Raw genomic sequence first — 23684 nt, 5'->3', positions numbered from 1 at the left:
GCGGATGTGCCGTCGCGCGGGATCGGCCGGCGCGGGCGATTCGCTTTTTCAAGGAGAAGTCGTATGAAGTTCCTCTCGATCATGGTGACTTGCATCGCGCTGTCGGCCGTTTCCGCTTCGGCCCGGGCGGCAGGATGCCTGAAGGGCGCGGCGGTCGGCGGCGTGGCGGGGCATGTCGCAGGCCATCATGGCGTGGTCGGCGCGGCGGCGGGATGCGCGATCGGCCATCACCACGCGGCGAAGAAGGCGAAAGAGGCGAGCGCGGCAGCGGCCGCCTCGCAGTGACGGCAGCAAGACGGGCGCCCGCGCATCCATGCGGCGTTTCGCCGGGGCGTCCGTCTTACTTCTGCGCGACGTCTCGCGTCATGCGCCCGATCATCGCCACCAGGCCGGCGCGAACGGCGGTCGTCACGAGCCGTCGCGGCCCGAGAACCGCCAGACCGGCCAGCGCCACCGCCACCGCGATCGCGACGCAGGTCGACCCGCCGAGCGCGGGCAGTTTCACGACCGGATGGCCGCCGCGATCGCGTGCAGACGGCTGCCGTGTCAATTCGAGCACATGGTTCGACGCGGACAATTCGGCGCGCGTGGCCGCCATGCGGGCCAGCAGAATGCTGCGTTGCGATTCCGGCGAGCCGTCGGGCGTGCGTCGTTTCATTACAGACTCTCTTTGACGGCCTGGATGTCGCGCTGCAACTCGCCGACCAGCGTGGCGAAGGTGCCGCGCTCGTCGCGCTTGTGCGCCGCGACGAAGGCGCCGACGGACACGAGCACCCAGAAGCCGGCGATCGCCCACGCGGTTTCGATCAGATACGGCGTTTGCGCGGCGCTGACGATCGCCGCCACGCACACGAAGGCCAGACCGAACGTCACGCTCAGACCGAGCAGTGCATACAAGATCAGATCGCGCAGAAAGGACTGCTTCGCGAGATCGAACTCGACTGCCGCCAGGCTGGCGTAATCGGTCAGGCGCGACGCCGAGAATTGCGCGACGTTTTGCCATTTCCTGACTTGTGAAAGTAACGTCATGGCATGCTCCCGTGCTGACTTCAACGTGCGCCGGCCGGCTTTCGGCCGCCGATCAGCGCTTCGACCACAGGGCGCCGACGAGAAAGCTTACCGCCGCGACGGTTGCCAGCGTCGCAAGCGGGTTGCTCGCGGTCACGTCCCGGACCTGATCGAGCGCCTCGCCATACGACTGCTGAACCTTGCCGGCCACCTGACGCGCCTTTCCCTCGAACTGCATGTCGGTGTCGCCCGCGACGTCGCCCACTGCTTCCTGCGCGTTGCCGGCCAGTTTCTGCACCGTGCCTTCCGTTTTTTCGAACATGATCGACCTCGTCGTTCAAGGGGGTTGTCGGATCGTCGGGACACGGCCGGATCGCGTTCGCGACATATGCCGATATCCCGCGAGTCAGTATAGGGAGGCCGCGGGTTGCGCGTGATGTCCAAATGCACCGGAGCGATTAGTGCATTTGAGGGGCTGGCGGGGCGGAGCGCGGCGATGCGCGGCGGCCGATCTGTCGCCGTGCCATGGCAAATCTGCTCACCACGAACGAGCGGCTTGGTCATCGACGTCCGGCGCGCGAGCGCATAGATTTCCAAGGTTGGCGCGCTTATCCGCGCGCCAGCCCGCGCGTGAGCCGGCAACCGGCCGCGCGTTTTTATCAGCGTGAGACACAATCGAGCGTGGAGACGACACGATGAGCCTGTCAGAGCCATTGCGTCTGCATGTGCCGGAGCCTACCGGGCGTCCGGGCTGCAAGACGGATTTTTCCTATCTGCATCTGTCGCCGGCCGGCGCGGTTCGCCGCCCGCCGATCGACGTTGCCGCGGCGGATACCGCCCATCTCGCACGGAGCCTTGTGCGCGTGCTCGACGACCACGGCCAGGCCCTCGGTCCGTGGGCCCCCGATCTCGACGATGCGCGCCTGATCGCCGGGATGCGCGCGATGCTGAAAACCCGCATCTTCGACGCGCGCATGATGATCGCGCAGCGTCAGAAGAAAATCTCGTTCTACATGTTGAGCCTCGGCGAAGAGGCGATCGGCGCCGCGCATGCGATGGCGCTGCGTCACGGCGACATGTGCTTCCCGACCTACCGTCAGCAAAGCATCCTGATCGCGCGCGACGTGCCGCTCGAACGGATGATCTGCCAGCTGATGTCGAACGAAGGCGACCCGCTCAAAGGGCGTCAGCTTCCGGTGATGTACTCGGACCGCGAGGCCGGCTTCTTCTCGATTTCCGGCAACCTCGCGACGCAGTTCATCCAGGCGGTCGGCTGGGCGATGGCGTCGGCGATCAAGGGCGACACGAAGATCGCGTCGGCATGGATCGGCGACGGCGCGACGGCCGAGGCCGACTTTCACACCGCGCTGACGTTCGCGCACGTGTATCGCGCGCCGGTCGTGCTGAACGTCGTCAACAACCAGTGGGCGATTTCGACGTTCCAGGCGATCGCGGGCGGTGAGGGCACCACCTTCGCCGGGCGCGGCGTCGGCTGCGGAATCGCTTCGCTGCGCGTCGACGGCAACGACTTCCTCGCGATCTACGCGGCATCGGCCTGGGCGGCCGAACGCGCGCGCCGCAATCTCGGGCCGACCCTGATCGAATGGGTGACCTACCGCGCGGGCGCGCACTCGACGTCCGACGATCCGACCAAATACCGGCCGGCCGACGACTGGACCCATTTCCCGCTCGGCGATCCGATCGCACGTTTCAAGCAGCATCTGATCGCGAAGGGCATCTGGTCGGACAGCGCGCACGACGCGCTCACGGCCGAACTCGAAGCGGAAGTGATCGCCGCGCAGAAGGAAGCGGAGAAATTCGGGACGCTGGCCGACGACCGGATTCCGTCGCCGGCGTCGATGTTCGACGACGTGTACAAGGAGCTGCCCGCGCACCTGCGCCGCCAGCGCCAGGAACTGGGAGCGTGATCATGGCGCAACATGAAACGACGACGGCCGCACAGCCGATGACGATGATCCAGGCGCTGCGCTCCGCGATGGACGTGATGCTCGGGCGCGACGACGACGTGGTCGTATTCGGGCAGGACGTCGGCTATTTCGGCGGCGTGTTCCGCTGCACCGAAGGATTGCAGGCGAAATACGGCAAGTCGCGGGTGTTCGACACGCCGATCTCGGAAGGCGGGATCGTCGGCGCGGCGGTCGGGATGGGGGCGTACGGCTTGCGCCCGGTCTGCGAGATCCAGTTCGCGGACTACTTCTACCCGGCGTCCGACCAGATCGTGTCGGAAGGCGCGCGACTGCGCTATCGCTCGGCCGGCCAGTTCATCGCGCCGATGACGATCCGGATGCCGTGCGGCGGCGGCATCTACGGCGGCCAGACGCACAGCCAGAGTCCGGAGGCGATGTTCACGCAGGTCTGCGGATTGCGCACGGTGATGCCGTCGAATCCGTACGACGCGAAGGGGCTCCTGATCGCATCGATCGAGAACGACGATCCGGTGATCTTCCTCGAGCCGAAACGGCTGTACAACGGACCGTTCGACGGTCATCACGAGCGTCCGGTCACGTCGTGGCTCAAGCATCCGGGCAGCGAGGTGCCGGAAGGCTATTACACGGTGCCGCTCGATACGGCGGCCGTGGCGCGGCCCGGCAACGACGTGACGGTGCTGACGTACGGCACGACCGTTCACGTGTCGCTCGCCGCCGCCGAGGAGACCGGTATCGATGCGGAAGTGATCGACCTGCGCACGCTGTGGCCGGTCGATCTCGACGCGATCGTCGCATCGGTGCGCAAGACCGGCCGCTGCGTGGTGGTGCACGAGGCGACGCGCACGTGCGGCTACGGCGCGGAGCTGGTGTCGCTCGTGCAGGAGCACTGTTTTTACCACCTTGAGGCGCCGGTCGAGCGCACCACGGGGTGGGATACGCCGTATCCGCACGCGCAGGAATGGGCGTATTTCCCCGGCCCGGCCCGGGTTGGCGAAGCGTTGCGACGCGTGATGGAGGCCTGAGATGGGGATTCATGTCATCAAGATGCCGGATATCGGCGAAGGGATTGCCGAGGTCGAGCTGGTGGCCTGGCATGTACAACCGGGACAGACGATCGCGGAAGACCAGCCGCTCGCCGACGTGATGACCGACAAGGCGGCGGTGGAAATTCCGTCGCCGGTCGCGGGCAAGGTGCTGGAACTCGGCGGCCGGATCGGCGAGATGATGGCGGTCGGCAGCGAGCTGATTCGTCTCGAGGTCGAAGGCGACGGCAACCTGAAGCCGGGCGCGAAGGGGCGCGACGCCGGCACGGATGCGACGCCGCGTCCGGCCGTGACCGAAGCGGCCGATGCACACGCCAAGTCATCCGAAGCATCGGCGGCATCTGCGGCCTCCGGCGCACCGGCGTCATCGGACGCAACGCATCACGCCGCGAACCGCACGTCGGCCGAGCCGCGTCGCGCCGAACACGCCGCGTCGCCGCGTGCCGCACTCGCGCCTGGCGAGCGGCCGCTCGCTTCGCCGGCGGTACGCCAGCGCGCGTGGGACATGGGCATCGAGCTGCGCTACGTGCGCGGCACCGGCGAAGCCGGGCGGATCCTGCATGCGGATCTCGATGCGTATGCGCGCACGGGCGGCGGTACGGTGCGTGCGTCGCAGGCGCACGGCTACGACGAACGCAATGACGAAACCGACGTGCCGGTGATCGGCCTGCGGCGCGCGATCGCGCGCAAGATGCAGGAAGCGAAGCGCCGCATCCCGCACTTCAGCTACGTCGAGGAGATCGACGTCACCGAGCTCGAATCGCTGCGCACGGAGTTGAACCGCCGCTACGGCGACACGCGCGGCCGGCTCACGCCGCTACCGCTGCTGATCCGCGCGATGGTGGTCGCGTTGCGCGATTTCCCGCAGATCAACGCGCGCTACGACGACGAAGCCGGCGTCGTCACGCGTTATGGCGCGGTGCACATGGGCGTCGCGACCCAGACGGACGGCGGCCTTACGGTGCCGGTGCTGCGTCATGCGGAAGCACGCGACGTGTGGTCGATCTCGGCCGAAATCGCGCGGCTGGCCGACGCGGTCCGCACGAACCGCGCGCAGCGCGACGAGCTCGGCGGGTCGACGATCACGATCTCGAGCCTCGGCGCACTCGGCGGCATCGTCTCGACACCGGTCATCAACCATCCCGAAGTCGGCATCGTCGGCGTGAACCGGATGGTCGAGCGGCCGATGATCCGCGACGGCGCGATCGTCGCGCGCAAGATGATGAACCTGTCGTCGTCGTTCGACCATCGCGTTGTCGACGGCGCGGATGCGGCCGAATTCATCCAGGCCGTGCGCGGGTTGCTCGAGCGCCCGGCGCTGCTGTTCGTGGAGTGAGCGCGATGAAGAACGAACACACCACGTTGCTCGTGATCGGCGGCGGTCCGGGCGGTTACGTCGCCGCGATTCGCGCGGGGCAGCTCGGCATTCCGACGGTGCTCGTCGAGCGGGAACGGCTCGGCGGCACGTGTCTGAACATCGGCTGCATTCCGTCGAAGGCGCTGATCCACGTCGCCGACGCGTTCGAGCAGGCGTGCGGGCAGGCCGGTGAAGGAGCGCTCGGGATTCGCGTGCGCACACCGGAGATCGACATCGCGAAAAGCGTTGCATGGAAAGACGGCATCGTCGAGCGGCTCACCCGCGGCGTCGGCGCGTTGCTGAAGAAACACGGCGTGCGCGTGCTGCACGGCCACGCGCGCGTGATCGACGGCAAGACGGTCGACGTAGTCACCGGCGGCGATACGATGCGGGTCGCCTGCGAGCACCTGTTGCTCGCGACGGGCTCGGAACCGGTTGCGCTGCCGTCGATGCCGTTTGGCGGACATGTCGTGTCGTCGACCGAAGCGCTGTCGCCCGCGTCGCTGCCGAGGCGGCTGGTCGTCGTCGGCGCGGGCTACATCGGGCTCGAACTCGGGATCGTCTATCGCAAGCTCGGCGTCGAGGTGAGCATCGTCGAAGCCGCGGAGCGCGTGTTGCCCGCGTATGACGCGGAACTCGCGAAGCCGGTCGCCGATTCGCTCGCGCGGCTCGGCGTCGGACTATGGCTGGGCCACAAGGTGCTGGGTCTCGCGAACGACGGCGCGGTCCGCGTGCAGGCGCCCGACGGCACGGAGAAGACGCTGCCGGCCGATCGCGTGCTGGTCGCGGTCGGGCGCCGCCCGCGCGTCGACGGCTTCGGGCTCGAATCGTTGCCGCTCGATCGCAACGGCCGCGCGCTGCGTATCGACGACGAATGCAGGACGTCGATGCGCAACGTATGGGCGATCGGCGACGTCGCGGGCGAGCCGATGCTCGCGCATCGTGCGATGGCGCAGGGCGAGATGGTGGCCGAACTGATCGCGGGGCGCCGCCGCAGGTTCGTGCCCGCGTCGATCCCGGCCGTGTGCTTCACCGATCCTGAGGTTGTCACGTCCGGCTGGTCGCCCGACGACGCGAAGGTGGCAGGCGTCGACTGCATCAGCGCATCGTTCCCGTTCGCGGCGAACGGGCGCGCGATGACGCTGCAGGCGACCGAAGGTTTCGTGCGCGTCGTCGCGCGGCGCGACGATCACCTGATCGTCGGCTGGCAGGCGGTCGGGCGCGGCGTGTCGGAGCTGGCTGCGGCGTTCTCGCAGTCGATCGAGATGGGAGCGCGGCTCGAAGACATCGGCGGCACGATCCACGCGCATCCGACGCTCGGCGAAGCGATGCAGGAGGCTGCGCTGCGTGCGCTCGGGCATGCTTTGCACGTGTGACGCGATTTCGCACCGGCAGGCATGGCAGTACGAAGCCCCGCTGCGGCGGGGCTTTCTTGTTGGTGCCGGAAAGGGGCGTGGCTCGGGGCGTTTCGACAGCGGGATCTTCGGATTGCAAATGATCGATGGCGATGCCGGGCAAGCTGGCTTCCTGACCCGGCAACCGGAGGATCGGCGCGCATATACGGCGCTCGACGTCCTTCAGGCGATGTACCCGATTAGCTGGCCGAACCTCACCAGGGAAAGTCGGCTCCGCGAAGGATGACGCGAACGCTGCGACCGATGCATCGATGCAGGTTTGCCGTTCACGAAAGCGCCCGCGCGTCGGCGGGCCGTGCCGTCACATCCCGATAGAATGTATCGATCGCGTTTGACGCGGCGCCGGAACTGTCCGCGCCGCTGCAGCGCCTTTTCGCCGAACGCGCGGGCGTACACGCGCTGGGCGGGCATTGCGCCGGGCGTGTCGCGGCAGGCGGGAACCGACGCATAGCGGATGCCGCAGGCCGGTGTTGACCCTCCCGCGCGAACCGTTCATCGTGTCGATATCCAGTCTGATTCGTCGCCCGCAAACGGGCGGGGTCATCGCAACGCGGCAGCGGACTGCCGGGCGCGCGGTTGTCGCTCACGGCGAACTCGCGCAAGCCTCATACGGAAAACCTGACATGAAACTGTTGCTCGTCGGCGCGACCGGCCTCGTCGGGCGCCACGTCCTCGAAGTCGCGCTCGCCGATGAACGGGTGGACCAGGTCGTCGTCGCCGCACGCCGGCCGTTGTCGCCGCATCCAAAGATGCAGGCGCTGGAAGTCGATTTCGAGGATCTGCCCGAGGCGGCCGACTGGTGGCAGGCCGACGCGGTGATCTGCACGCTCGGCACCACGATGCGCACCGCGGGTTCGCAGGCTGCGTTCCGGCGTGTCGATCACGACTACCCGCTCGCGGTGGCGCGTCTCGCACACCGGCACGGCACGCCGACCTACGTGCTGAATTCCGCGCTCGGCGCGGACCCGGCGTCGCGCATCTTCTACAACCGCGTGAAGGGCGAAGTCGAGCGTGCGCTCGCGGACGTCGGATTCGCATCGCTCACCTGCGTGCGGCCCGGCCTGATCGGCGGCAGCCGCGACGAATTCAGGTTGGGCGAACGGTTGTTCGTCCTTGCGTTGAGCATCGCCGGGCCCGTGCTGCCGATGAAATGGCGCGTGAATCCCGCATCGCGGATCGCCCGCGCATTGCTCGACGCCGCGCTCGATGCGCGGCCGGGCGTACACGTCATCGCGTCCGACCGGCTCGTCTGAGTCCCGCGGCCGGCATCGCACGGCTGACGTTGCCGCGCCGGCTATCCGTGCGCGAAACCGTCGAGCAGCCCGAACTGTTCGGCAAGCGCTTCGGCGAATGCATCCAGTGCTTCGCCGCCGTCGCTGTTCCTCGGCGTCGCGAGCTGGAATTCGACCGTGTGGCTCAGCCTGCTCGCGAGCAGCTTGCGCATCTTGCCGGCCGCGACCCACGGCGCCGCGACATGGTCCGGCAGGAAGCCGACGTGCGCGCCGGACAGGATGAAGATCACGTCGGCATCGACGTTTTCGGAGAACGCGGTCGGCTGCGCGTTGCGCAGCGCCGCACCGGCCGTGTTCGTCTTGTAGAGCCGGGCGACGTTGCTTGCCTGCGCGACATCGTTCATCGATACGGTTCTTTTCGCGGCGAGCGGATGCCGGGCGCCGCAATAAAGCGATTGCGGTTCGACGAACAGCGGCGCGTAGTGCAGGCCGGCCTGGTGCCCGGAGAAGTAGCCGACCGCCAGCTGCAACTCGCCCTTCAGCAGCTTGCGCTCCAGTTCGTCGGGCGCCACCGCGAGCATCTCGATGAGCACGTCCGGCGCACGTTCGCGAAAGCGGCCGACGGCCGTTGCGACCGATTCGACGATGTCCGGTGCGAGCCGTTCGGACAGCCCGATGCGCAGCTCGCCGAGCAACGTGCCCGACACGTGCTGCGTATCGCGCGTGAATACGTCCATCGCCTGCAGCAGGCGCCGCGTCGATTGCAGCACGCGTTCACCCTTCGGCGTCAGCCGGAAGCCGCTCTTGCCGCGCTCGCACAGTCGGAAGCCGACGCGCGTCTCGAGCTTGGCCATCTGCGTGCTGATGGTGGACGGCGCCATCCCGAGCGTGCCTTGCGCCGCACTGAAGCCGCCGCTCTCGACGATCGTGACGAAGAGCCGCAGCAACTGCACATCCATGTCTCTCAAGCGGGTCAGCATGGCGATACATCGCATTTTGTGAAGTCAGCTTATGTTAGTTCATATTTTTCGTTGAAAGCGATCGCGGCAGAATCGGCATCGGGTCGCCGCTCGTGCGGCCGACATCTCCACCAGACAGGAATCCGACGATGAACCGGAACGATCTCGCGTTCACGCGCGACAGCCTCTACGGCACGCAGGCCGAACCCAGCTTCGCCGGGGCGACCAGCTTCATGCGCCGGCGCTTCAGCCGCGATCTCGACGGTGTCGATCTCGCGATCACCGGCGTGCCGTTCGATTCGGCCGCGTCGCACCGGCCCGGCACGCGCTTCGGTCCGCGCGGGCTGCGGATCGCATCGACCGGGATTGCGTGGGAGCGTCCGTGGCCGTGGGACTTCGATCCGTTCGACGTGCTGGCCGCGGTCGACTATGGCGACTGCGCGTTCGATCTGGGACAGCCCGAGTCGGTGCCGGACGCGATCGAGCGGCACGCGGATGCGATCCTGTCGCGCGGCTGCGCGATGCTGACGCTCGGCGGCGATCACTTCATCACGTATCCGCTGCTGAAGGCACATGCGAAGGTGCACGGCCCGCTATCGCTCGTGCACTTCGATGCGCACACCGACACGTGGCCGGATCGCGACGTCAAGCGCATCGATCACGGCACGATGTTCTATCACGCGGCGCGCGAAGGATGGGTCGCGCCCGAGCGCTCGGCGCAGATCGGCATTCGCACGACCAACGACGATCCCATGGGATTCGACATCCAGGATGCGCGCAGCGTGCATGCGACGACGCCGGCGGCGGTCGCCGCGCGCATTCGCGAGCGCGTGGGCGATCATCCCGTCTACCTGACGTTCGACATCGACTGTCTCGATCCGGCGTTCGCGCCGGGCACCGGTACGCCGGTTTCGGGCGGGCTGTCGAGCCATCAGGCGCTCGAGATCCTGCGCCATCTGAACGGCATCGATCTGGTCGGGATGGACGTGGTCGAAGTGTCGCCGCCGTACGATCACGCGGAAATCACGTCGCTGGCAGGCGCGACGATCGCGCTGGAACTGATCTGTCTGCATGCGTCGCGCCGCCGCGGCGCGCGGTGACGGCGAGCACTTGCATCGAACGATGAACGATCCGGTCCATCGCCATGCCGTTCCCGACGATGCGGCCGAGATCCCGGCTGGACGCCGCCGGGGCAACCGGACGATGCCGGCGATGCAATCCTGACGCTGTGGATCGCGCAGTGCACACGCGATTCGATCCCATGACGCACCGGCTGCACGCGCCGCGCATTCGCAAGGCCGCTTCATTCCGGTCTCCTCCCGCTACGCCGCGTCCATCGCGCGCTTCAAGTCCGAAACCACTTTCCGGCGCCTGACCTTTCATTTTTAAAACGCTCTGCTTACGGCTGCGAAGGTCGGACAAGTCCTGATTATTCGGACGCTTTTGAAAATTCATCGATATCGGGTAATCACCGATATCACGCAAGTTGTATATACAAGATCATCCGCTGGCAATGTCGGCACACGTCGTGCCGGTTGCGCGCCAGCGTGCAGACCGAGCGTGCGTGGCGCATGCCGGCGATCCACGGCGCACCGCATGCGAAGAGCCGAAAGGGCGGCTCGGCACGTTCCAGTCTCGTCCAAACCATTTGTGATCCTCAGTATCTTGGAGATTTACCCGTGTCAACGAATTCCAGTGGAAAAGCCGGCGGCCTGATCGAGGTCCGCTCGATCGATTTCATCCCCGACACCGAACGCCACGGCGGCCTGCTGAGCCAGTTCACGCTGTGGCTGTCGGCGAATATGCAGATCACGGCCATCGTCACGGGCGCACTGGCGGTCGTGCTCGGCGGTGACGTGTTCTGGTCGCTGGTCGCGCTGCTGCTCGGCCAGTTCGTCGGCGGCGCCGTGATGGCGCTGCACGGTGCGCAAGGTCCGCAGCTCGGGCTGCCGCAGATGATCTCGAGCCGCGTGCAGTTCGGCGTGTACGGCGCGATGATCCCGATCGTGCTCGTGTGCCTGATGTACATCGGCTTTTCCGCCAGCGGCTCGGTGCTCGCAGGGCAGGCCGTCGCGCAGCTGCTGCACGTCGACGACGCGCTCGGCATCCTGCTGTTCGCCGCCGTGATCGTCGTGCTGACCGTGTTCGGCTACCGTGCGATTCACTTCGTCGGCCGGATCGCGAGCGTGATCGGCATCGTCGCGTTCGTCTACATGTTCGCGCAGCTGTTCGCGAATCACGACGTCGGCGCGCTGCTCGCGAACAAGCACTTCTCGCTTGCGAGCTTCCTGCTGTCGATGTCGCTGTCCGCATCGTGGCAGATCGCGTTCGGCCCGTACGTCGCCGACTATTCGCGCTACCTGCCGCGCTCGACGTCGTCGGTCGCCACATTTTGCGCGGTCGGCCTCGGCTCGGTGATCGGCGCGCAGGCCGCGATGGTGTTCGGTGTGTTCGCGGCCGCGCTCGCCGGCAGCCAGTTCGCGCACCACGAAGTGTCGTATATCGTCGGCCTCGGCTCGACGGGCGCCGTGGCCGCGCTGCTGTACTTCAGCATCGCATTCGGCAAGGTGACGGTGACTGCGCTCAACGCGTACGGCAGCTTCATGTCGATGGCGACGATCGTCAGCGGTTTTCGCGGCAAGGGCGCGGTGTCGTCGCGCAGCCGTCTCGTGTACATCGTCGGGATGATCTGCGTGTCGACGCTGATCGCGCTCGCCGGCCGCCATTCGTTCCTGAAGGAATTCACCGCGTTCATCCTGTTCCTGCTCGCGTTCTTCACGCCGTGGAGCGCGATCAACCTGGTCGATTACTACTGCTTCACGCGCTCGCGCTACGACGTGCCGGCGCTGTCCGATCCGGACGGCCGCTATGGCCGCTGGAACGTGATGGCGATCACGATCTACGTGGTCGGCATCCTGGTGCAACTGCCGTTCATGTCGACGCACATCTATACGGGCCCGCTCGTCGATGCGCTCGGCGGTACGGACATCTCGTGGATTCTCGGCCTGATCGTGCCGGCCGTGCTGTATTACATCGGCGCGCGCGCATCGCGCCGCAGCATCCCCGAGCGCCTGATCCTGCCGCTCGAACGGGGCGAAGTTCAGCACTGACGCATCGCGTCGCCCGCCGGGCCGGCGTGCAGCCGGCCTGAGCGGCCCTTCGCTCGGGCTTTGCGCGAAGGGCCGCGCCGTATCTCCTTGATTACTCGCGATGTCGGCATGGCAAGACCATCGCGCCCGGCATCGTTCCATTCTCCTTCAATTGGATAGTAAGACTAAGAAAATGAACGCACGAGGAAATCATTCCCGCGCGCGGCCGGTGCACGCCGGCCTTCGCATCGCAGTTGCGACGGCATGCGTCGCCGGTTCGGGCGCGGCCTGCGCGCAGGACGGCGTCACACTGTACGGCGTGATCGACGAATTCGCGCAGTACGTGAACACCGGCAACGGCTACACGGCGGCGATCGGCTCCGGCGGCCAGTGGGGCAGCCGGTTCGGCGTGAAGGGCGGCGAGGACATCGGCGGCGGGCAAAAGATCGAGTTCGCGCTCGAGAACGGCTTCAACCCGAACGACGGTTCGCTCGCGAGCTCGGGCAGCATGTTCAACCGGCAGGCGTGGGTCGGCATCGCGGGGCAGTGGGGCAAGGTGCGCGCGGGCCGCCAGAATTCGCCGCTGTTCAACGACCAGGGCGGACAGGATGCGTTCGGCGGCGTCACGCAGGCGTCCGGCATGGACAACCTGACCGTGTTCTCGTTCCGCACGAGCAATACGCTGTCGTACCAGAGCCCCGAAATCGCCGGGTTCCAGGCCGGGCTGTACTTCGGCTTCGGCGACGCGGGCGGCGTGCGCTCCGCGGGCTCCAGCCAGCAGTTCGACGTGACCTACGAGCACGGGCCGTTCGCGGCGTTCGTCGCGGGGCAGTGGCTGAAGAGCGCGACGGCGACCACGACCGATCGCACGATCATGGCCGGTGCCTCGTACGAGATCGGCAAGGCGACCGTGTACGGCGGTTTCTCGGCGGTGAAGTGGGACGACCTCGGGATCGATTCGCGCGTGTACGGGTTGTCGGTCAAGTATCAGCTCAACCCGGCGAACTACGTTGCGCTCGGCTATGCATACCTGCACGACCAGACGTCGCAGGGCGACAATGCGGACCAGTTCGGGCTGATGTACGAATACGACCTGTCGAAGCGCACGAGCTTTTATGGCGCGCTGTCGTACCTGCGCAACCGGAACCAGGCAGGGTACACGCTTGCCGGCGCGGCGAATCCGGGGCTGCCGCTTGCCTATCCGGGCGCGAATGCGCGTGGTGTGCAGCTCGGCATCGTGCATCGGTTCTGACCGGTGCCGCATCGGGCGCCGGGCGTTGCAGGTCGGCGCCTGCTTCTTCCGCGTTCGCGTGTTCGCGCGGTTACATCACTCTGTCGAGAATGCGTGCCAGGACGCGTTCGCCGTGCGGCCGCGATGCAGTTCGAACAGGTGGCCGCATCCGCGCCGGGAGACGAAAGGCCGATCGACAGTGCGCGCGGCCACGTCGTGGAAACGATGGCGTTTTTCAATGACGAAAAAATGGCCGCATTGCGCGGCCATCGAAATGCATGTTTCGAGTCCGGTGTGCCCGCGCGATTCGCCGGGCCGGCAAGGTCGCGTTCAGGAATTCGCGGCGGCCGGTGCGCGGCGGCGCTGAGCGACCTGCAGCGCGACGACAGCGAGCCCTGCCGCGGCGATCAGCCCGCCGACGGCCGGCACCGCCGCGTAGCCGAAGTCGGCCGAGATTGCCGCACCGCCGGCCGCCGCGCCGAGCGCGTTGCCGAGGTTGAACGCACCGATGTTCACGGCCGATGCAAGGCCCGGTGCTTCGTGTGCGGCACGCATCACGCGCATTTGCAGCGGCGGGACCACCGCGAACGTCGCGATACCCCAGACCAGCAGCGTGATCGCGGCGCCGGCATGCGTGCTGGCGAGCAGCGGAAACGCGGCCATCGTCGCGATCAGCAGCACCAGAAACCCGGCCAGCGTGCCGTCGAGCGAGCGGTCGGCCAGACGGCCGCCGGCGATATTGCCGATCGAGAAGCCGACACCGATCAGCACGAGCATCGCGGTCACGAAGCCGGGCGTGGCGCCCGTCAGGTGTTCGAGGGTCGGGGCGACGTATGTATACAGCGTGAACATCGCGCCGGCGCCCAGCACCGTCGTGGCGAGCGCGCCGAGCACGACGGGGCGCGTCAGCACCGACAGCTCGGCACGCAGGTTCGGCATCTTGCCGGCTTCGCCCTTCGGCAGCGCGGCGAACAGGCCGGCGATCGCGACGATGCCGAGGCCCGCGGTTGCCGCGAACGACATGCGCCAGCCGATGATCTGGCCGAGCCACGTCGCGGCCGGCACGCCGCCGACGTTCGCGATCGTGAGGCCCATGAACATCGTCGCGACGGCGCTGGCCTGCTTCTCGCGCGGCACGATGCTTGCCGCGACCACCGAGCCGAGCCCGAAGAACGCGCCGTGGTTCAGACTCGTGACGAGTCGGGCGAGCAGCAGCGTCGTGTAGTCCGGTGCGATGGCCGACAGCAGGTTGCCGATCGTGAAGATCGACATCAGCGCGATCAGCGCCGAGCGGCGTGACCAGCGCGCGAGCAGCAGCGTCATCAGCGGCGCGCCGACCATCACGCCGATCGCATATGCGCTGATCAGCATGCCGGCCTTCGGAATCGACACGTGCACACCGTCGGCGATCACGGGCAGCAGGCCCATCGGCGAGAACTCGGTCGTGCCGATGCCGAACGCACCGGCGGCGAGCGCCAGCAGCGGCAGCGTGGCGCTGCCGCCCGGGCGGGAAGGAGAAGAAGTCGTGGTGTTCACGCGAAGTGCTCCTGTAAGCGTTGGGCAACGGCATCGCGCCGTTGTGGACAGGCTGAAGTGTGCCTGCACTACTTTTGCGGAAAAAGCCGCATGCAGGCGAAATTATCTTGATTTCATGTCAACAATGCAGACTCGGCCGGTGTGCACACCCGGCCCGCAGGACGGGGCTTCCGGCGATTCGCACGCGATCGACGGCTGGGCGCGCGAGTGGGCCCGTGCCGTGCGAATGGAGTCCGTCGCCGGAGCAACGAGGCTGCCGGGTGCAGCGGAACGCCCGGGTTCGACGTGCACGGCCGGCCGGGTCTACGACTGCGTTCCGAAGCGATGCGGGCGGCGCTGAGCGGCCGCGACGAAGCGATCGGCCGACACGCGCGCACGACCGTCATTTCGCGCGCGGACGTGCTGCATCGTCGTCGCGAACCCGTTGCCGGCGTGGCTCAGGAGCAAAAAAACCCCGGTCACAGGGGGACCGTGACCGGGGTGGAAAAGCATCCTCTCTTTGGCACGAGGGTTGGATGCGCGCGAAGTATATTTCGGTCCATAACAATTCGAAATGTCATTAAACGGCCGTTTTTGGTGTCAATTTAAAAATACTGACGCGTCGACATGATTTGTCATCGATATGAAAGGATTTTCGCGAATTTGCGCCGTAGTTTAGGGCGCCGCGATGGCGAATGCGGCGGGTGGATCCGCCGCGGATGGTCCGGCTGCCGCTCCTGCGGTTTCGCCGCTCAGTCCGCGTAACCGGTCGCTTCGCGCACGGCTTCGACGAACCGCGCGACGACCGGTGACGCCGACGCCGGTGCGCCGTCGAACACGAACTCGATGTCGAAGCGGCTCGCGAGTTCGTCGAGCGCGACGAGCCGGACCGTGTGCGGACACGTCGGCGCCGCGCTTTCCGGCACGAACGCGCAGCCCATGCCGGCCGCAACGAGGCCGATCAGCGTCGGAATGTCGCTGCCGACCTGTGCGATGCGCGGCGTGAAGCCGGCCCGCTCGCATTGCGCCATCAGGAACCGGTGGTGCGCGGCGGAGCGTTGTGCGTCGAACCATACGAACGGCGCATGCGCGACGTCGGCCAGCGCGCGCGGCGCATGAAAGGGGCCGCCGGGCCGCGCGGGCATCGCGAGCACGAAGCGGTCGCTCAGCAGCCGCACGCCTGACAGGTGCGGCGCTTCGTCGCGACGCCACGCCATGATGCCGCCGTCGAGCTGGCCGCGCGTCAGCGCCGCCGCCTGCTCGGCTGACAGCATCGGCGCGATCGACAGTTTCACGTCCGGACATGCGTCGCGAAACGCCTTCAGCACATCCGCGACGATCGGCAGCGGCAGGCAGTTCGGCAGCGCGCCGAGCCGCAGCTCGCCGAACTGGCCGGCCGCGCTGCGCAACGCGCGCTCGCGGCTGTCCTGCAACGTCGCGAGCAGGGCGGTTGCGTCCTGCAGGAAGCTCGCGCCGGCCGCCGTGAGCGTGACGCCGGTTGCGCGGCGGATCAGCAGCGGCGTGCCGATCGCTTCCTCGAGTTCGCGGATCTGACGCGACAGCGCCGGCTGGACGATTCCGGCCGCGCGGGCGCCGGCCATCACGCTGCCGGCTTGCGCGACCGCCACGAAATAACGCAGGTGACGCAGTTCGATCTGGCGCATGCGGTGCGGGCTCCGATTCCGATTGATGCGGTATGCCTGCAGAGCATAGCAAATGCCATTCGATGGTATTGGAAAGCATGGCGTGCGTGCCGTACGATGGTTTCCGTTGCCGCACCGGCTCGCCGTCGGCGCGCTCCTTCCGTCACCCATTCTCATCGTGTCCCGCACCATGCCGCTTCATATCCAGACTCCGTATATCCGTTCGCAAATCGCCTCGCGTCGGCTCGGCATGAACGTTCTGTTCAAGCTCGATGCGCTGCAGCCGTCCGGTTCGTTCAAGTTGCGCGGGATCGGTGCCGTCTGCGAAGCGCGGCATGCGACTGGCGCACGGCGGTTCGTGTCGTCGTCGGGCGGTAATGCGGGCATCGCGGTCGCGTACTGTGGCCGCGAGCTCGGTGTGCCGGTGCTCGTCGTCGTGCCGGAAAGCGCGTCGGCCCGCGCGCGCGAATTGATTCGCGTCGAGGGCGCGGAGGTCGTCGTGCACGGCGCGAGCTGGGCCGAGGCGAACGCGTTCGCGCTGGCGGCCGTCGGCCCGCACGACGCTTTCGTGCATCCGTTCGACGACCCCGTGCTGTGGCAGGGGCACGCGACGATGATCGACGAGATGGCGGCGAGCGGCCCGAAGCCCGATGCGGTCGTGCTGGCGGTCGGCGGCGGCGGGTTGTTGTGCGGCGTGCTCGAAGGGCTCGCGCGCAACGGCTGGCGCGACGTGCCGGTCGTCGCGGTCGAGACGGAAGGTGCCGACTGCTATGCGCGTTCGGTCGAGCAGGGGCATCCGGTCGAATTGCCGGCGATCACGAGCATTGCGACGTCGCTCGGCGCGAAGCGGCCATGCGACGCGGCGGTCGAATGGGCGACACGGCACGCGATTCATCCGGTCGTCGTGTCGGATGCGCAAGCGGTGGCTGCGTCGCTGCGGTTGCTGGACGAGCACCGGATCGTCGTCGAACCCGCATGCGGTGCTGCGCTGGCCGCGCTCGACGCGTCGGTGCCGGTGCTCGAGTCGGCGTCGAATATCGCGGTGATCGTCTGCGGCGGCGTGACGGCGACGGTCGAGTCACTGCACACGCTGAATGCGACGTTGAGGTAAAGCGGAAAGGCAGGGCGGCAGGAGATTCCGGCTGGTCTTGCACGTAGGGCGCGCGGGGCCGTCGTGGTGCGTTGACCTCGGTCGTCAGTCGCTTCGAATCGAAGGTGCGTGACGGGCGGCCGGCGTGCGGCCGGACATGTCGTTGGCGGGGGCGGAGAAGGGGGATCGCGCCGCGCCTCGAGAGGCACGGCGCGGGGAGACGGAACGCGCGTTAGTTGGCAACTGGTGCGCTTGCACCGGTCGGTGCCGATGATGCGACCGGATCGGCGGCGGCAGGCGTGGTGTTCGAGGACGCGGGGGCGGATGTCGTGGACGCGGGCACCGGCGCAGATGCGGCCGATGCCGGCGTTGCAGCGGCAGGCGTCGATACCGGGCTGGAAGCGGGGGCCGAAGCCGAAGCGGGCGTCGGGGCCGAAGCGTGAACCGAGGCCGCAGCAGGCGCCGAAGCCGAAGCGGGAACCGAAGCCGAAGCGGGGATCGAAGCCGAAGCGGGGGCCGAAGCCGAAGCAGGCACCGAAACCGCCCCCGGTACACCAGCCCGCATTGTTCCCGGTGCGACCACGGCCGGAGTGACACCGGGCGCGGCCGGCACCACCGATGTCCCCGTCGCCGGCGCGACGCTCGGCACCGAAAGCGGCACCGGCGCGGCGGGCGGCGTCGGCACGACCGGCGTCGTCATCTTCATCGGCTCGCCCTGCGGCGTCGGCGCGGGCTCGGGCAGGGGCGTGACCGGTTCCTTCTCGGCCGCCCTCACGGCCGCGCGATCGCGGCGGGCCGGATCGACCTTCAGGAAGTGCTCGACGAGATTGAAGAAGCGCTCATAGAACACGCCGGCCGGAATCGTCTCGCTCGCGGTCTTCACGAGCGCATCGTCGCTCGACCCGATCGGCAGCGATAGCGAGCCGAACACGCTGAGCCCGACGCTCGCCGACGTATTCGACTTCTTCAGCGTGTAGCGATCCTGCACCGCGTTCACGTACGCGATGCTCGACGAGCCATCCGTGTTCGCGTCCGCGCACACGACGTGAAACTCGATCACGACGTGCATGTCGTTGCTGGGCTGGAAATTCTTGCTGCCGTCGACCGCGTCGTTGCGCGACGACGACACGACATAGCCCTGGCTCAGCAGCGCGCGCCGCGCGGCTTCGCAGGTTGCATCGGATTTCGAGTGGAACGTGTGCGAGTACGGGCTGCTGGTCGCGTCGAACTGTTCCTGCTGGTAGATCGGCTTGGGCGGCGACGAGCACGCCGCCAGCACGGCCGCGGCCGCGAGCGCGCACGAAACGGAAAACAGGCGAAATCGGTTGTGCATGGCGTCTTTCAAAAGGCTCGGCGAGATGCCGTGCGGCGGCTGCGGGCGCAGTGCGCGCAAGCCGCGTAACGGCGGTGCCTGCGCGGCGCGCGGGCGATTTCCGCGGGCAATCTCGTATGGCCGGGGCGTCATTATAGTTTCGTTTGATGTCGCGTTCGCTTCAGCCGGCCGGCACGGGCCGCGCGGCGGCGAGCAGTTGCGATGCCAGCGGATGATGTTCGCCGCGCCGCGAGCGGATCGCGTGGATTTCCTCGGTCACGTCGCCCGCGCGGCCGAGCCGGCGCAGCCCGCGCAGCAGCGATGCATCGTTCGCGCCGAGTTCGCTGAGCGGAAATACGCCGAGGCCGCGCGCGGCGAACACGGCCATCAGCGCGCTGTCCTCGAATTCCCCGGCCACGCGTGGGACGATCCGTTCGCGCTCCAGCCACAGGTCCAGACGCGCGCGCAGCGCCGAATGGGCGGTGGGCAGCAGCACCGGCAATTCGGCGAGGCACTCCGGAAAGCGCTGTCGGGCGGCCGGCGTGACGAGCGCCGCCGGCCCGTACCAGTCGACCGGCGACGCGACGAGCCGCTCGCTCGTCACGCGCAGGTTCGACCCCGACGGCGCGCCCTGGCCGGCCAGCACGAGATCGAGATGGTGCAGCGCCAGCTCCGCGAGCAGCGCATCGTGTTCGCCTTCGTGGCACAGCAGCCGCAGCGTGGGCGTATCGAGCACCGGCGCGAGGATCGCATGGGCCGCCAGCTTCGAGATCCCGTCCGCGAGACCGACTGCGAGCCGCACGGTCGGCTGGCTCGCCGCCGCGCGGACTTCGTCGGGAATCAGCCGCCCCATCTCGAAGATGACTTCCGCGCGCGCATACGCGGCCTGCCCGGCGTCGGTCATCGCGACGCCGCGCCCGGCCGGGCGCAGCAGCTGGTGGCCGAGCGACTTCTCGAGCTCGCGCACCTGCGCGCTGATCGTCTGCACGGCCATGTCGAGCCGCTCGGCGGCACGCGCGAAGCCGCCTTCCTTCACGACGACCCAGAAATAGTACAGATGTCGAAAATTCAGCATCGGATCGTTATTTCGTAAAAACCGAACCAAATATCACATTTTCTCTGATTTTCTCGAGGTCGTGGGTTGTCTATCATCGGGCTTTCCACTTTCGTCTCGGCCCTTTTCATGGACTACCTGCTGACGCTTGCTGCCGATCCCGCCGTCTGGGCGGCGCTCCTGACGCTCGTCGTGATGGAAGTCGTGCTCGGCATCGACAACCTGATCTTCATCTCGATCCTCAGCAACAAGCTGCCCGAAGCGCAGCGCGCCCGCACGCAGCGCGTCGGCATCGCGCTCGCGCTCGTGATGCGTCTCGCGCTGCTCGGCAGCGTCGCATGGATCGCGAGCCTCACCACGCCCGTGTTCACGCTGTTCGATCATGCATTCTCGTGGCGCGACCTGATCCTGCTGTCGGGTGGCCTGTTCCTCGTCTGGAAGGCGACGACCGAGATCCATCACCACGTGTCGCGCGACGGCGACGCGGATGGCGCGTCCGGCGGCGCGGCCAGCCTGACGATGTGGGCGGCGATCGGCCAGATCGTGATGCTCGATATCGTGTTCTCGATCGACAGCATCGTGACCGCGATCGGCATGACCGAGCACATCCCGATCATGTTCGTCGCGGTGATCGTCGCGGTGGCCGTGATGCTGTTCGCCGCCCAGCCGCTCGCACGCTTCATCGACCGCAACCCGACCGTCGTGATGCTTGCGCTGTCGTTCCTCGTCGTGATCGGCATGACGCTGATCGCGGAAGGTTTCGGCTCGCACGTGCCGAAGGGCTATATCTACGCGGCGATGGCGTTCTCGGCGTTCGTCGAGGGCATGAACATGCTGGCGCGGCGCGCGAAGGCGAAGCGCGCTGCGCGAGTCGAAGGTCGCTGAGTCACTGAGCCGGCGAGCGGGAGGCCGGCCTCGGCCGGCTTGCCCGCGACGCGGAATTTGCAACCCTGGGAGAAGCGCGATGAAATGTCCGGTCTGCAAGACGCCCGACCTGCTGATGGCCGAGCGCCAGTCGATCGAAATCGACTACTGTCCGACGTGCCGCGGCGTGTGGCTCGATCGCGGCGAACTCGACAAGCTGATTGCGCGCGAAACCGGCGATGCGCCGGCACGTCGCGAAGAGGCGCCGATGCGGCACGATCCGCAGCCACCGCGCACGCGCGAAGATGGCTGGGGCCGCGACGGCCGTTCGCACGACGATCGTTATCGGCACGACGGCCAGCGCCGCAAGAAATCGATGTTCGACCTGTTCGACTTCGATTGATCGCTGCGGTGCGCATGCACCGCGCCGCACGTTGCACGCATGTTGCAAAAAGCCCCGTCAGGCAGCGTGCCTGGCGGGGCTTTTACATACGCGTCGCGCGACGATGTATGTCGGCGTTTACGCGTTGCCGGACGTCACGTCGATGCGGCGCGGGCGCGTTTCCTCGCGACGCGGAATCGTCAGCGTGAGCACGCCGTCGCGCAGGTTGGCGTCGATCCTCGACGTGTCGAGATCGGGGCTCAGCACGAAGGTGCGCGCATAGCGCGGCGCGCGCACTTCGGCATGCCGGATGCGCTGCTCGGCCGGCGTGTCGATGCGTGTGTCGGCTTCGATCGTCAGCGTGTTGTCGTGCACCTTCACGTCGAGGTTTTCGCGCGGCACGCCGGGCAGGTCGGCGCGCAGCGTGACGCGCTGCTTGTCCTCGACGATATCGACGGCCGGCGTAATCGCGGGGCGGCGTGCGGCGTCGGCAGCGGCAACAGCAGGCGCGGCACCGGTCTGGCGTTCGGTCAGGGTCTGGCTCGTATTCATGTCGTTATCCTGAGTTTTACTGGACGGTTATCGCGCGCGGCTTCGATGCCTCGCGCCGGCCGACGCGAATCAGCAGGCAGCCGTTTTCGTAGCGGGCGCTGACGTTGTCGGCATCGGCATTCTGCGGCAGCTCGACCACGCGGCGGAACGTGCCATGAAAGCGTTCCTGCGCATAGGTGCGCACTTCGTCGCCGGCGTCGCGCGGCGCGGGCTTGCGCTCGCCGCTGATCGTCAGCAGGTCTTTGTCGATCGATACGTCGAAGTCGGCCGCGCTCATGCCGGGCGCGAATGCGACGATCTCGATCGCGTCGTCGGTGGTGCCGACGTTCAGCGCGGGAAACGCGCCGGGACGCACCGCGCGGATGCCGGTCGGCAGCTCGCCGAACAGGCTCGCCATTTGCCGCTGCACGCGGGCGAATTCGTCGAACAGGTCGTGGCCGTTATGAATGCCGCTCATGAAATTCCTCCGGAACATGAAACGCGAAAGACGCGACGACGCGTCGCCGATGGCGAGTGCGACGGGCGGCTTGCCGCCGAGTCGAAACGGGGGCAGCCCGCGTGACGGGCACTGCCGGGTAACCGGTAATTAGAGGCCGCCGCAGCGGTTTTCAAGAGGGAAATTGCAATTTGCGTCAACGCGTGACGATGCGAATCGATGCGACAATCGTCGCGCTATCCACAGACCACGGAGACGGGAAGGACATGGACATTCAACGCATCGCGATCGTCGGGGCCGGCGTGATCGGCGCGAGCTGGGCGGCTTTCTATCTGTCGAAGGGCTTCGACGTCGTCGCGACCGATCCCGCGCCGCAGGCCGACACACGGCTGCGCGACGCGCTCGCCGCGTTTCTCGGCGAACGGGCCGCCGAACTCTGCGCACGGCTGTCGTTCGACGCCGATCTCTCGCGCGCACTCGACGGTGCCGATTTCGTGCAGGAAAACGGCCCCGAGCGGCTCGACCTGAAGCGCGCGCTGTATCGCCGGATGGACGACGTGCTGCCGGCTCACGTACCGATCGCATCGAGCTCGTCGGGCCTGAAGATGTCCGAGATCCAGACCGCGTGCGACAAGCATCCGGAGCGCTGCCTGATCGCGCATCCGTTCAACCCGCCGCACCTGATTCCGCTCGTCGAGCTGGTGGGCGGCGACGCGACCGATGCCGGCGTGATCGCGCGCGTGAAGGCGTTTTACGACGCGCTCGGCAAGCAGACGATCGTGCTCAACAAGGAAATGACGGGCCACGTCGCGAACCGGCTCGCGGCGGCGTTGTTCCGCGAGGTGTATCACCTCGTCGGCGAAGGCGTGGTGAGCGTCGCGGATGCGGACAAGGCGGTCGCATGGGGTCCGGGCTTGCGCTGGGGGCTGATGGGGCAGTGCCTGACCTATCACCTCGGCGGCGGCGCGGGCGGGATCGCGCACTTCCTCGAACATCTGTCGGGGCCGATCACGACGTGGTGGGACGATCTCGGCACGCCGTCGTTCGACCCTGACGTCGATCGCAAGCTGAACGACGAACTGCGCGCGATCCAGGGCGAGCGCTCGATGCAGGAGCTCGCCGCCGAGCGCGACCGGCTGCTCGTCGAGCTGATCGACGCGCGGCGTCGCAGCTTCCTGCCCTGAGCCTGTCGCTGCGCTGCGCGGGCGACTATTGCTGAGCGCTCGTTTGCGGCGCCTGCGGTGTCTGTGCGAGCCATGCGGGTCGTGCGGCCTGCACCAGTTCACGATTGCGCGCGCGCGCCGCGGCGTCCGGCGGATAGTTGCCGTCGTTCGTCGGCAGCTCGCCGTCGAGATAGGCCTGCTTCAACTGGGCGACGACTTCCGCACGCGTGAGGCCCTGCTCGGGGGCGGGCGCGCCGGTTTGTGCAAAGGCGGGGGATAACAGCGCGGCTGCGGCGGTCGCGACGGCGAATCGCATGGCGTTCATGGTGTGCTCCGATCATGGGGACGGGACAGCGGACGCACGGCACGCTGCCGTGCATTCCGATGGGC

Annotated in this window: 25 protein-coding genes; 13 read left to right on the top strand and 12 right to left on the bottom strand. The window is 67.4% G+C overall.

Annotated features, from left to right (window positions below; genetic code table 11):
- Positions 1-63: 63 nt before the first annotated feature.
- Entirely contained in the window at positions 64-285 is a 222-nt protein-coding gene (locus DIE13_RS24110; protein ID WP_124829620.1) for a hypothetical protein, read from the top strand.
- A gap of 55 nt (positions 286-340) precedes the next feature.
- Here the strand turns inward: DIE13_RS24110 and DIE13_RS24105 are convergent, their stop codons facing one another.
- From DIE13_RS24105 to DIE13_RS24095, 3 genes are read right to left on the bottom strand one after another with little or no spacing between them, the layout of a single operon-like run.
- On the bottom strand, positions 341-658 hold the full coding sequence (locus tag DIE13_RS24105; protein ID WP_124829619.1) for a hypothetical protein: 318 nt from the start codon (positions 656-658) through the stop codon (positions 341-343).
- Positions 658-1029, bottom strand: coding sequence for a hypothetical protein (locus DIE13_RS24100; protein ID WP_124829618.1), 372 nt, complete (start codon positions 1027-1029; stop codon positions 658-660). Before DIE13_RS24100 ends, DIE13_RS24105 begins: the two co-directional genes overlap by 1 nt.
- Positions 1030-1081: 52 nt before the next feature.
- Positions 1082-1330, bottom strand: a complete 249-nt coding sequence (locus DIE13_RS24095; RefSeq protein ID WP_124829617.1) for a CsbD family protein — start codon at positions 1328-1330, stop codon at positions 1082-1084.
- 373 nt (positions 1331-1703) lie between these two features.
- Here DIE13_RS24095 and DIE13_RS24090 point away from each other — a divergent pair, with 373 nt between their 5' ends.
- From DIE13_RS24090 to DIE13_RS24070, 5 genes are all read left to right on the top strand, one after another.
- Positions 1704-2936, top strand: a complete 1233-nt coding sequence (locus tag DIE13_RS24090; protein ID WP_124829616.1) for a 3-methyl-2-oxobutanoate dehydrogenase (2-methylpropanoyl-transferring) subunit alpha — start codon at positions 1704-1706, stop codon at positions 2934-2936.
- Positions 2937-2938: 2 nt separating this feature from the next.
- Positions 2939-3979 carry an alpha-ketoacid dehydrogenase subunit beta gene (locus DIE13_RS24085; protein WP_124829615.1) on the top strand — a complete coding sequence of 347 codons (1041 nt, stop codon included), beginning with the start codon at positions 2939-2941 and terminating at the stop codon, positions 3977-3979.
- A 1-nt stretch (position 3980) separates the two neighbouring features.
- Positions 3981-5336, top strand: coding sequence for a dihydrolipoamide acetyltransferase family protein (locus DIE13_RS24080; protein WP_124829614.1), 1356 nt, complete (start codon positions 3981-3983; stop codon positions 5334-5336).
- Positions 5337-5341: 5 nt separating this feature from the next.
- Positions 5342-6733 carry a dihydrolipoyl dehydrogenase gene (gene lpdA / locus DIE13_RS24075; protein WP_124829613.1) on the top strand — a complete coding sequence of 464 codons (1392 nt, stop codon included), beginning with the start codon at positions 5342-5344 and terminating at the stop codon, positions 6731-6733.
- Between the two features lie 662 nt (positions 6734-7395).
- Positions 7396-8025: an NAD(P)H-binding protein gene (locus DIE13_RS24070; protein ID WP_124829612.1), complete on the top strand. Its 630-nt coding sequence runs from the start codon at positions 7396-7398 to the stop codon at positions 8023-8025.
- A 41-nt stretch (positions 8026-8066) separates the two neighbouring features.
- Here the strand turns inward: DIE13_RS24070 and DIE13_RS24065 are convergent, their stop codons facing one another.
- Positions 8067-8984 carry a LysR family transcriptional regulator gene (locus DIE13_RS24065; RefSeq protein WP_124829611.1) on the bottom strand — a complete coding sequence of 306 codons (918 nt, stop codon included), beginning with the start codon at positions 8982-8984 and terminating at the stop codon, positions 8067-8069.
- A gap of 128 nt (positions 8985-9112) precedes the next feature.
- Between DIE13_RS24065 and speB the strand changes: the two genes are divergently transcribed.
- The 3 genes from speB (at position 9113) to DIE13_RS24045 (ending at position 13304) form a co-directional block, all read left to right on the top strand.
- Positions 9113-10063 (top strand): agmatinase, encoded by a 951-nt coding sequence (gene speB / locus DIE13_RS24060; protein WP_124829610.1) that lies wholly within the window; start codon positions 9113-9115, stop codon positions 10061-10063.
- 579 nt (positions 10064-10642) lie between these two features.
- Positions 10643-12073, top strand: coding sequence for a cytosine permease (locus DIE13_RS24050; RefSeq protein ID WP_124829609.1), 1431 nt, complete (start codon positions 10643-10645; stop codon positions 12071-12073).
- Between the two features lie 172 nt (positions 12074-12245).
- Complete coding sequence (locus DIE13_RS24045; RefSeq protein WP_124829608.1) at positions 12246-13304, top strand: porin; 1059 nt, start codon at positions 12246-12248, stop codon at positions 13302-13304.
- A 75-nt stretch (positions 13305-13379) separates the two neighbouring features.
- Here the strand turns inward: DIE13_RS24045 and DIE13_RS32995 are convergent, their stop codons facing one another.
- The 3 genes from DIE13_RS32995 to DIE13_RS24035 form a co-directional block, all read right to left on the bottom strand.
- Entirely contained in the window at positions 13380-13553 is a 174-nt protein-coding gene (locus tag DIE13_RS32995) for a hypothetical protein (RefSeq protein ID WP_175770584.1), read from the bottom strand.
- 60 nt (positions 13554-13613) lie between these two features.
- On the bottom strand, positions 13614-14819 hold the full coding sequence (locus DIE13_RS24040; protein WP_124829607.1) for an MFS transporter: 1206 nt from the start codon (positions 14817-14819) through the stop codon (positions 13614-13616).
- Between the two features lie 731 nt (positions 14820-15550).
- A complete protein-coding gene (locus DIE13_RS24035; RefSeq protein WP_124829606.1) occupies positions 15551-16462 on the bottom strand; it encodes a LysR family transcriptional regulator in 912 nt (303 codons plus the stop codon).
- Between the two features lie 169 nt (positions 16463-16631).
- Here DIE13_RS24035 and DIE13_RS24030 point away from each other — a divergent pair, with 169 nt between their 5' ends.
- Positions 16632-17552, top strand: coding sequence for a pyridoxal-phosphate dependent enzyme (locus DIE13_RS24030; RefSeq protein WP_124829605.1), 921 nt, complete (start codon positions 16632-16634; stop codon positions 17550-17552).
- Positions 17553-17763: 211 nt separating this feature from the next.
- Here the strand turns inward: DIE13_RS24030 and DIE13_RS24025 are convergent, their stop codons facing one another.
- A complete protein-coding gene (locus DIE13_RS24025) occupies positions 17764-18864 on the bottom strand; it encodes a DUF2242 domain-containing protein (RefSeq protein WP_124829604.1) in 1101 nt (366 codons plus the stop codon).
- A 160-nt stretch (positions 18865-19024) separates the two neighbouring features.
- Complete coding sequence (locus DIE13_RS24020; RefSeq protein ID WP_124829603.1) at positions 19025-19918, bottom strand: LysR family transcriptional regulator; 894 nt, start codon at positions 19916-19918, stop codon at positions 19025-19027.
- Positions 19919-20026: 108 nt separating this feature from the next.
- Here DIE13_RS24020 and DIE13_RS24015 point away from each other — a divergent pair, with 108 nt between their 5' ends.
- Positions 20027-20782 (top strand): TerC family protein, encoded by a 756-nt coding sequence (locus DIE13_RS24015; RefSeq protein ID WP_124829602.1) that lies wholly within the window; start codon positions 20027-20029, stop codon positions 20780-20782.
- Positions 20783-20861: 79 nt separating this feature from the next.
- On the top strand, positions 20862-21164 hold the full coding sequence (locus DIE13_RS24010; protein WP_124829601.1) for a zf-TFIIB domain-containing protein: 303 nt from the start codon (positions 20862-20864) through the stop codon (positions 21162-21164).
- Between the two features lie 117 nt (positions 21165-21281).
- Here the strand turns inward: DIE13_RS24010 and DIE13_RS24005 are convergent, their stop codons facing one another.
- Together DIE13_RS24005 and DIE13_RS24000 are read right to left on the bottom strand one after the other, a co-directional pair.
- The gene (locus DIE13_RS24005) at positions 21282-21695 is read right to left on the bottom strand and encodes an Hsp20/alpha crystallin family protein (protein ID WP_124829600.1); all 414 of its coding nucleotides are present in this window, start codon (positions 21693-21695) and stop codon (positions 21282-21284) included.
- 16 nt (positions 21696-21711) lie between these two features.
- Positions 21712-22152 (bottom strand): Hsp20/alpha crystallin family protein, encoded by a 441-nt coding sequence (locus DIE13_RS24000; RefSeq protein WP_124829599.1) that lies wholly within the window; start codon positions 22150-22152, stop codon positions 21712-21714.
- Between the two features lie 245 nt (positions 22153-22397).
- On the opposite strand from DIE13_RS24000, the gene DIE13_RS23995 reads away from it, so the two are divergent.
- Entirely contained in the window at positions 22398-23315 is a 918-nt protein-coding gene (locus DIE13_RS23995; protein WP_124829598.1) for a 3-hydroxyacyl-CoA dehydrogenase NAD-binding domain-containing protein, read from the top strand.
- A gap of 25 nt (positions 23316-23340) precedes the next feature.
- On the opposite strand, the gene DIE13_RS23990 is transcribed toward DIE13_RS23995, so the two are convergent.
- Positions 23341-23619, bottom strand: coding sequence for a DUF4148 domain-containing protein (locus tag DIE13_RS23990; protein WP_124829597.1), 279 nt, complete (start codon positions 23617-23619; stop codon positions 23341-23343).
- Positions 23620-23684 lie beyond the last annotated feature (65 nt).

The sequence above is a fragment of the Burkholderia sp. Bp9016 genome, assembly GCF_003857765.1.
In the GTDB taxonomy this organism is placed as follows: domain Bacteria; phylum Pseudomonadota; class Gammaproteobacteria; order Burkholderiales; family Burkholderiaceae; genus Burkholderia.
This window is presented reverse-complemented; position numbering and strand designations above follow the sequence as displayed.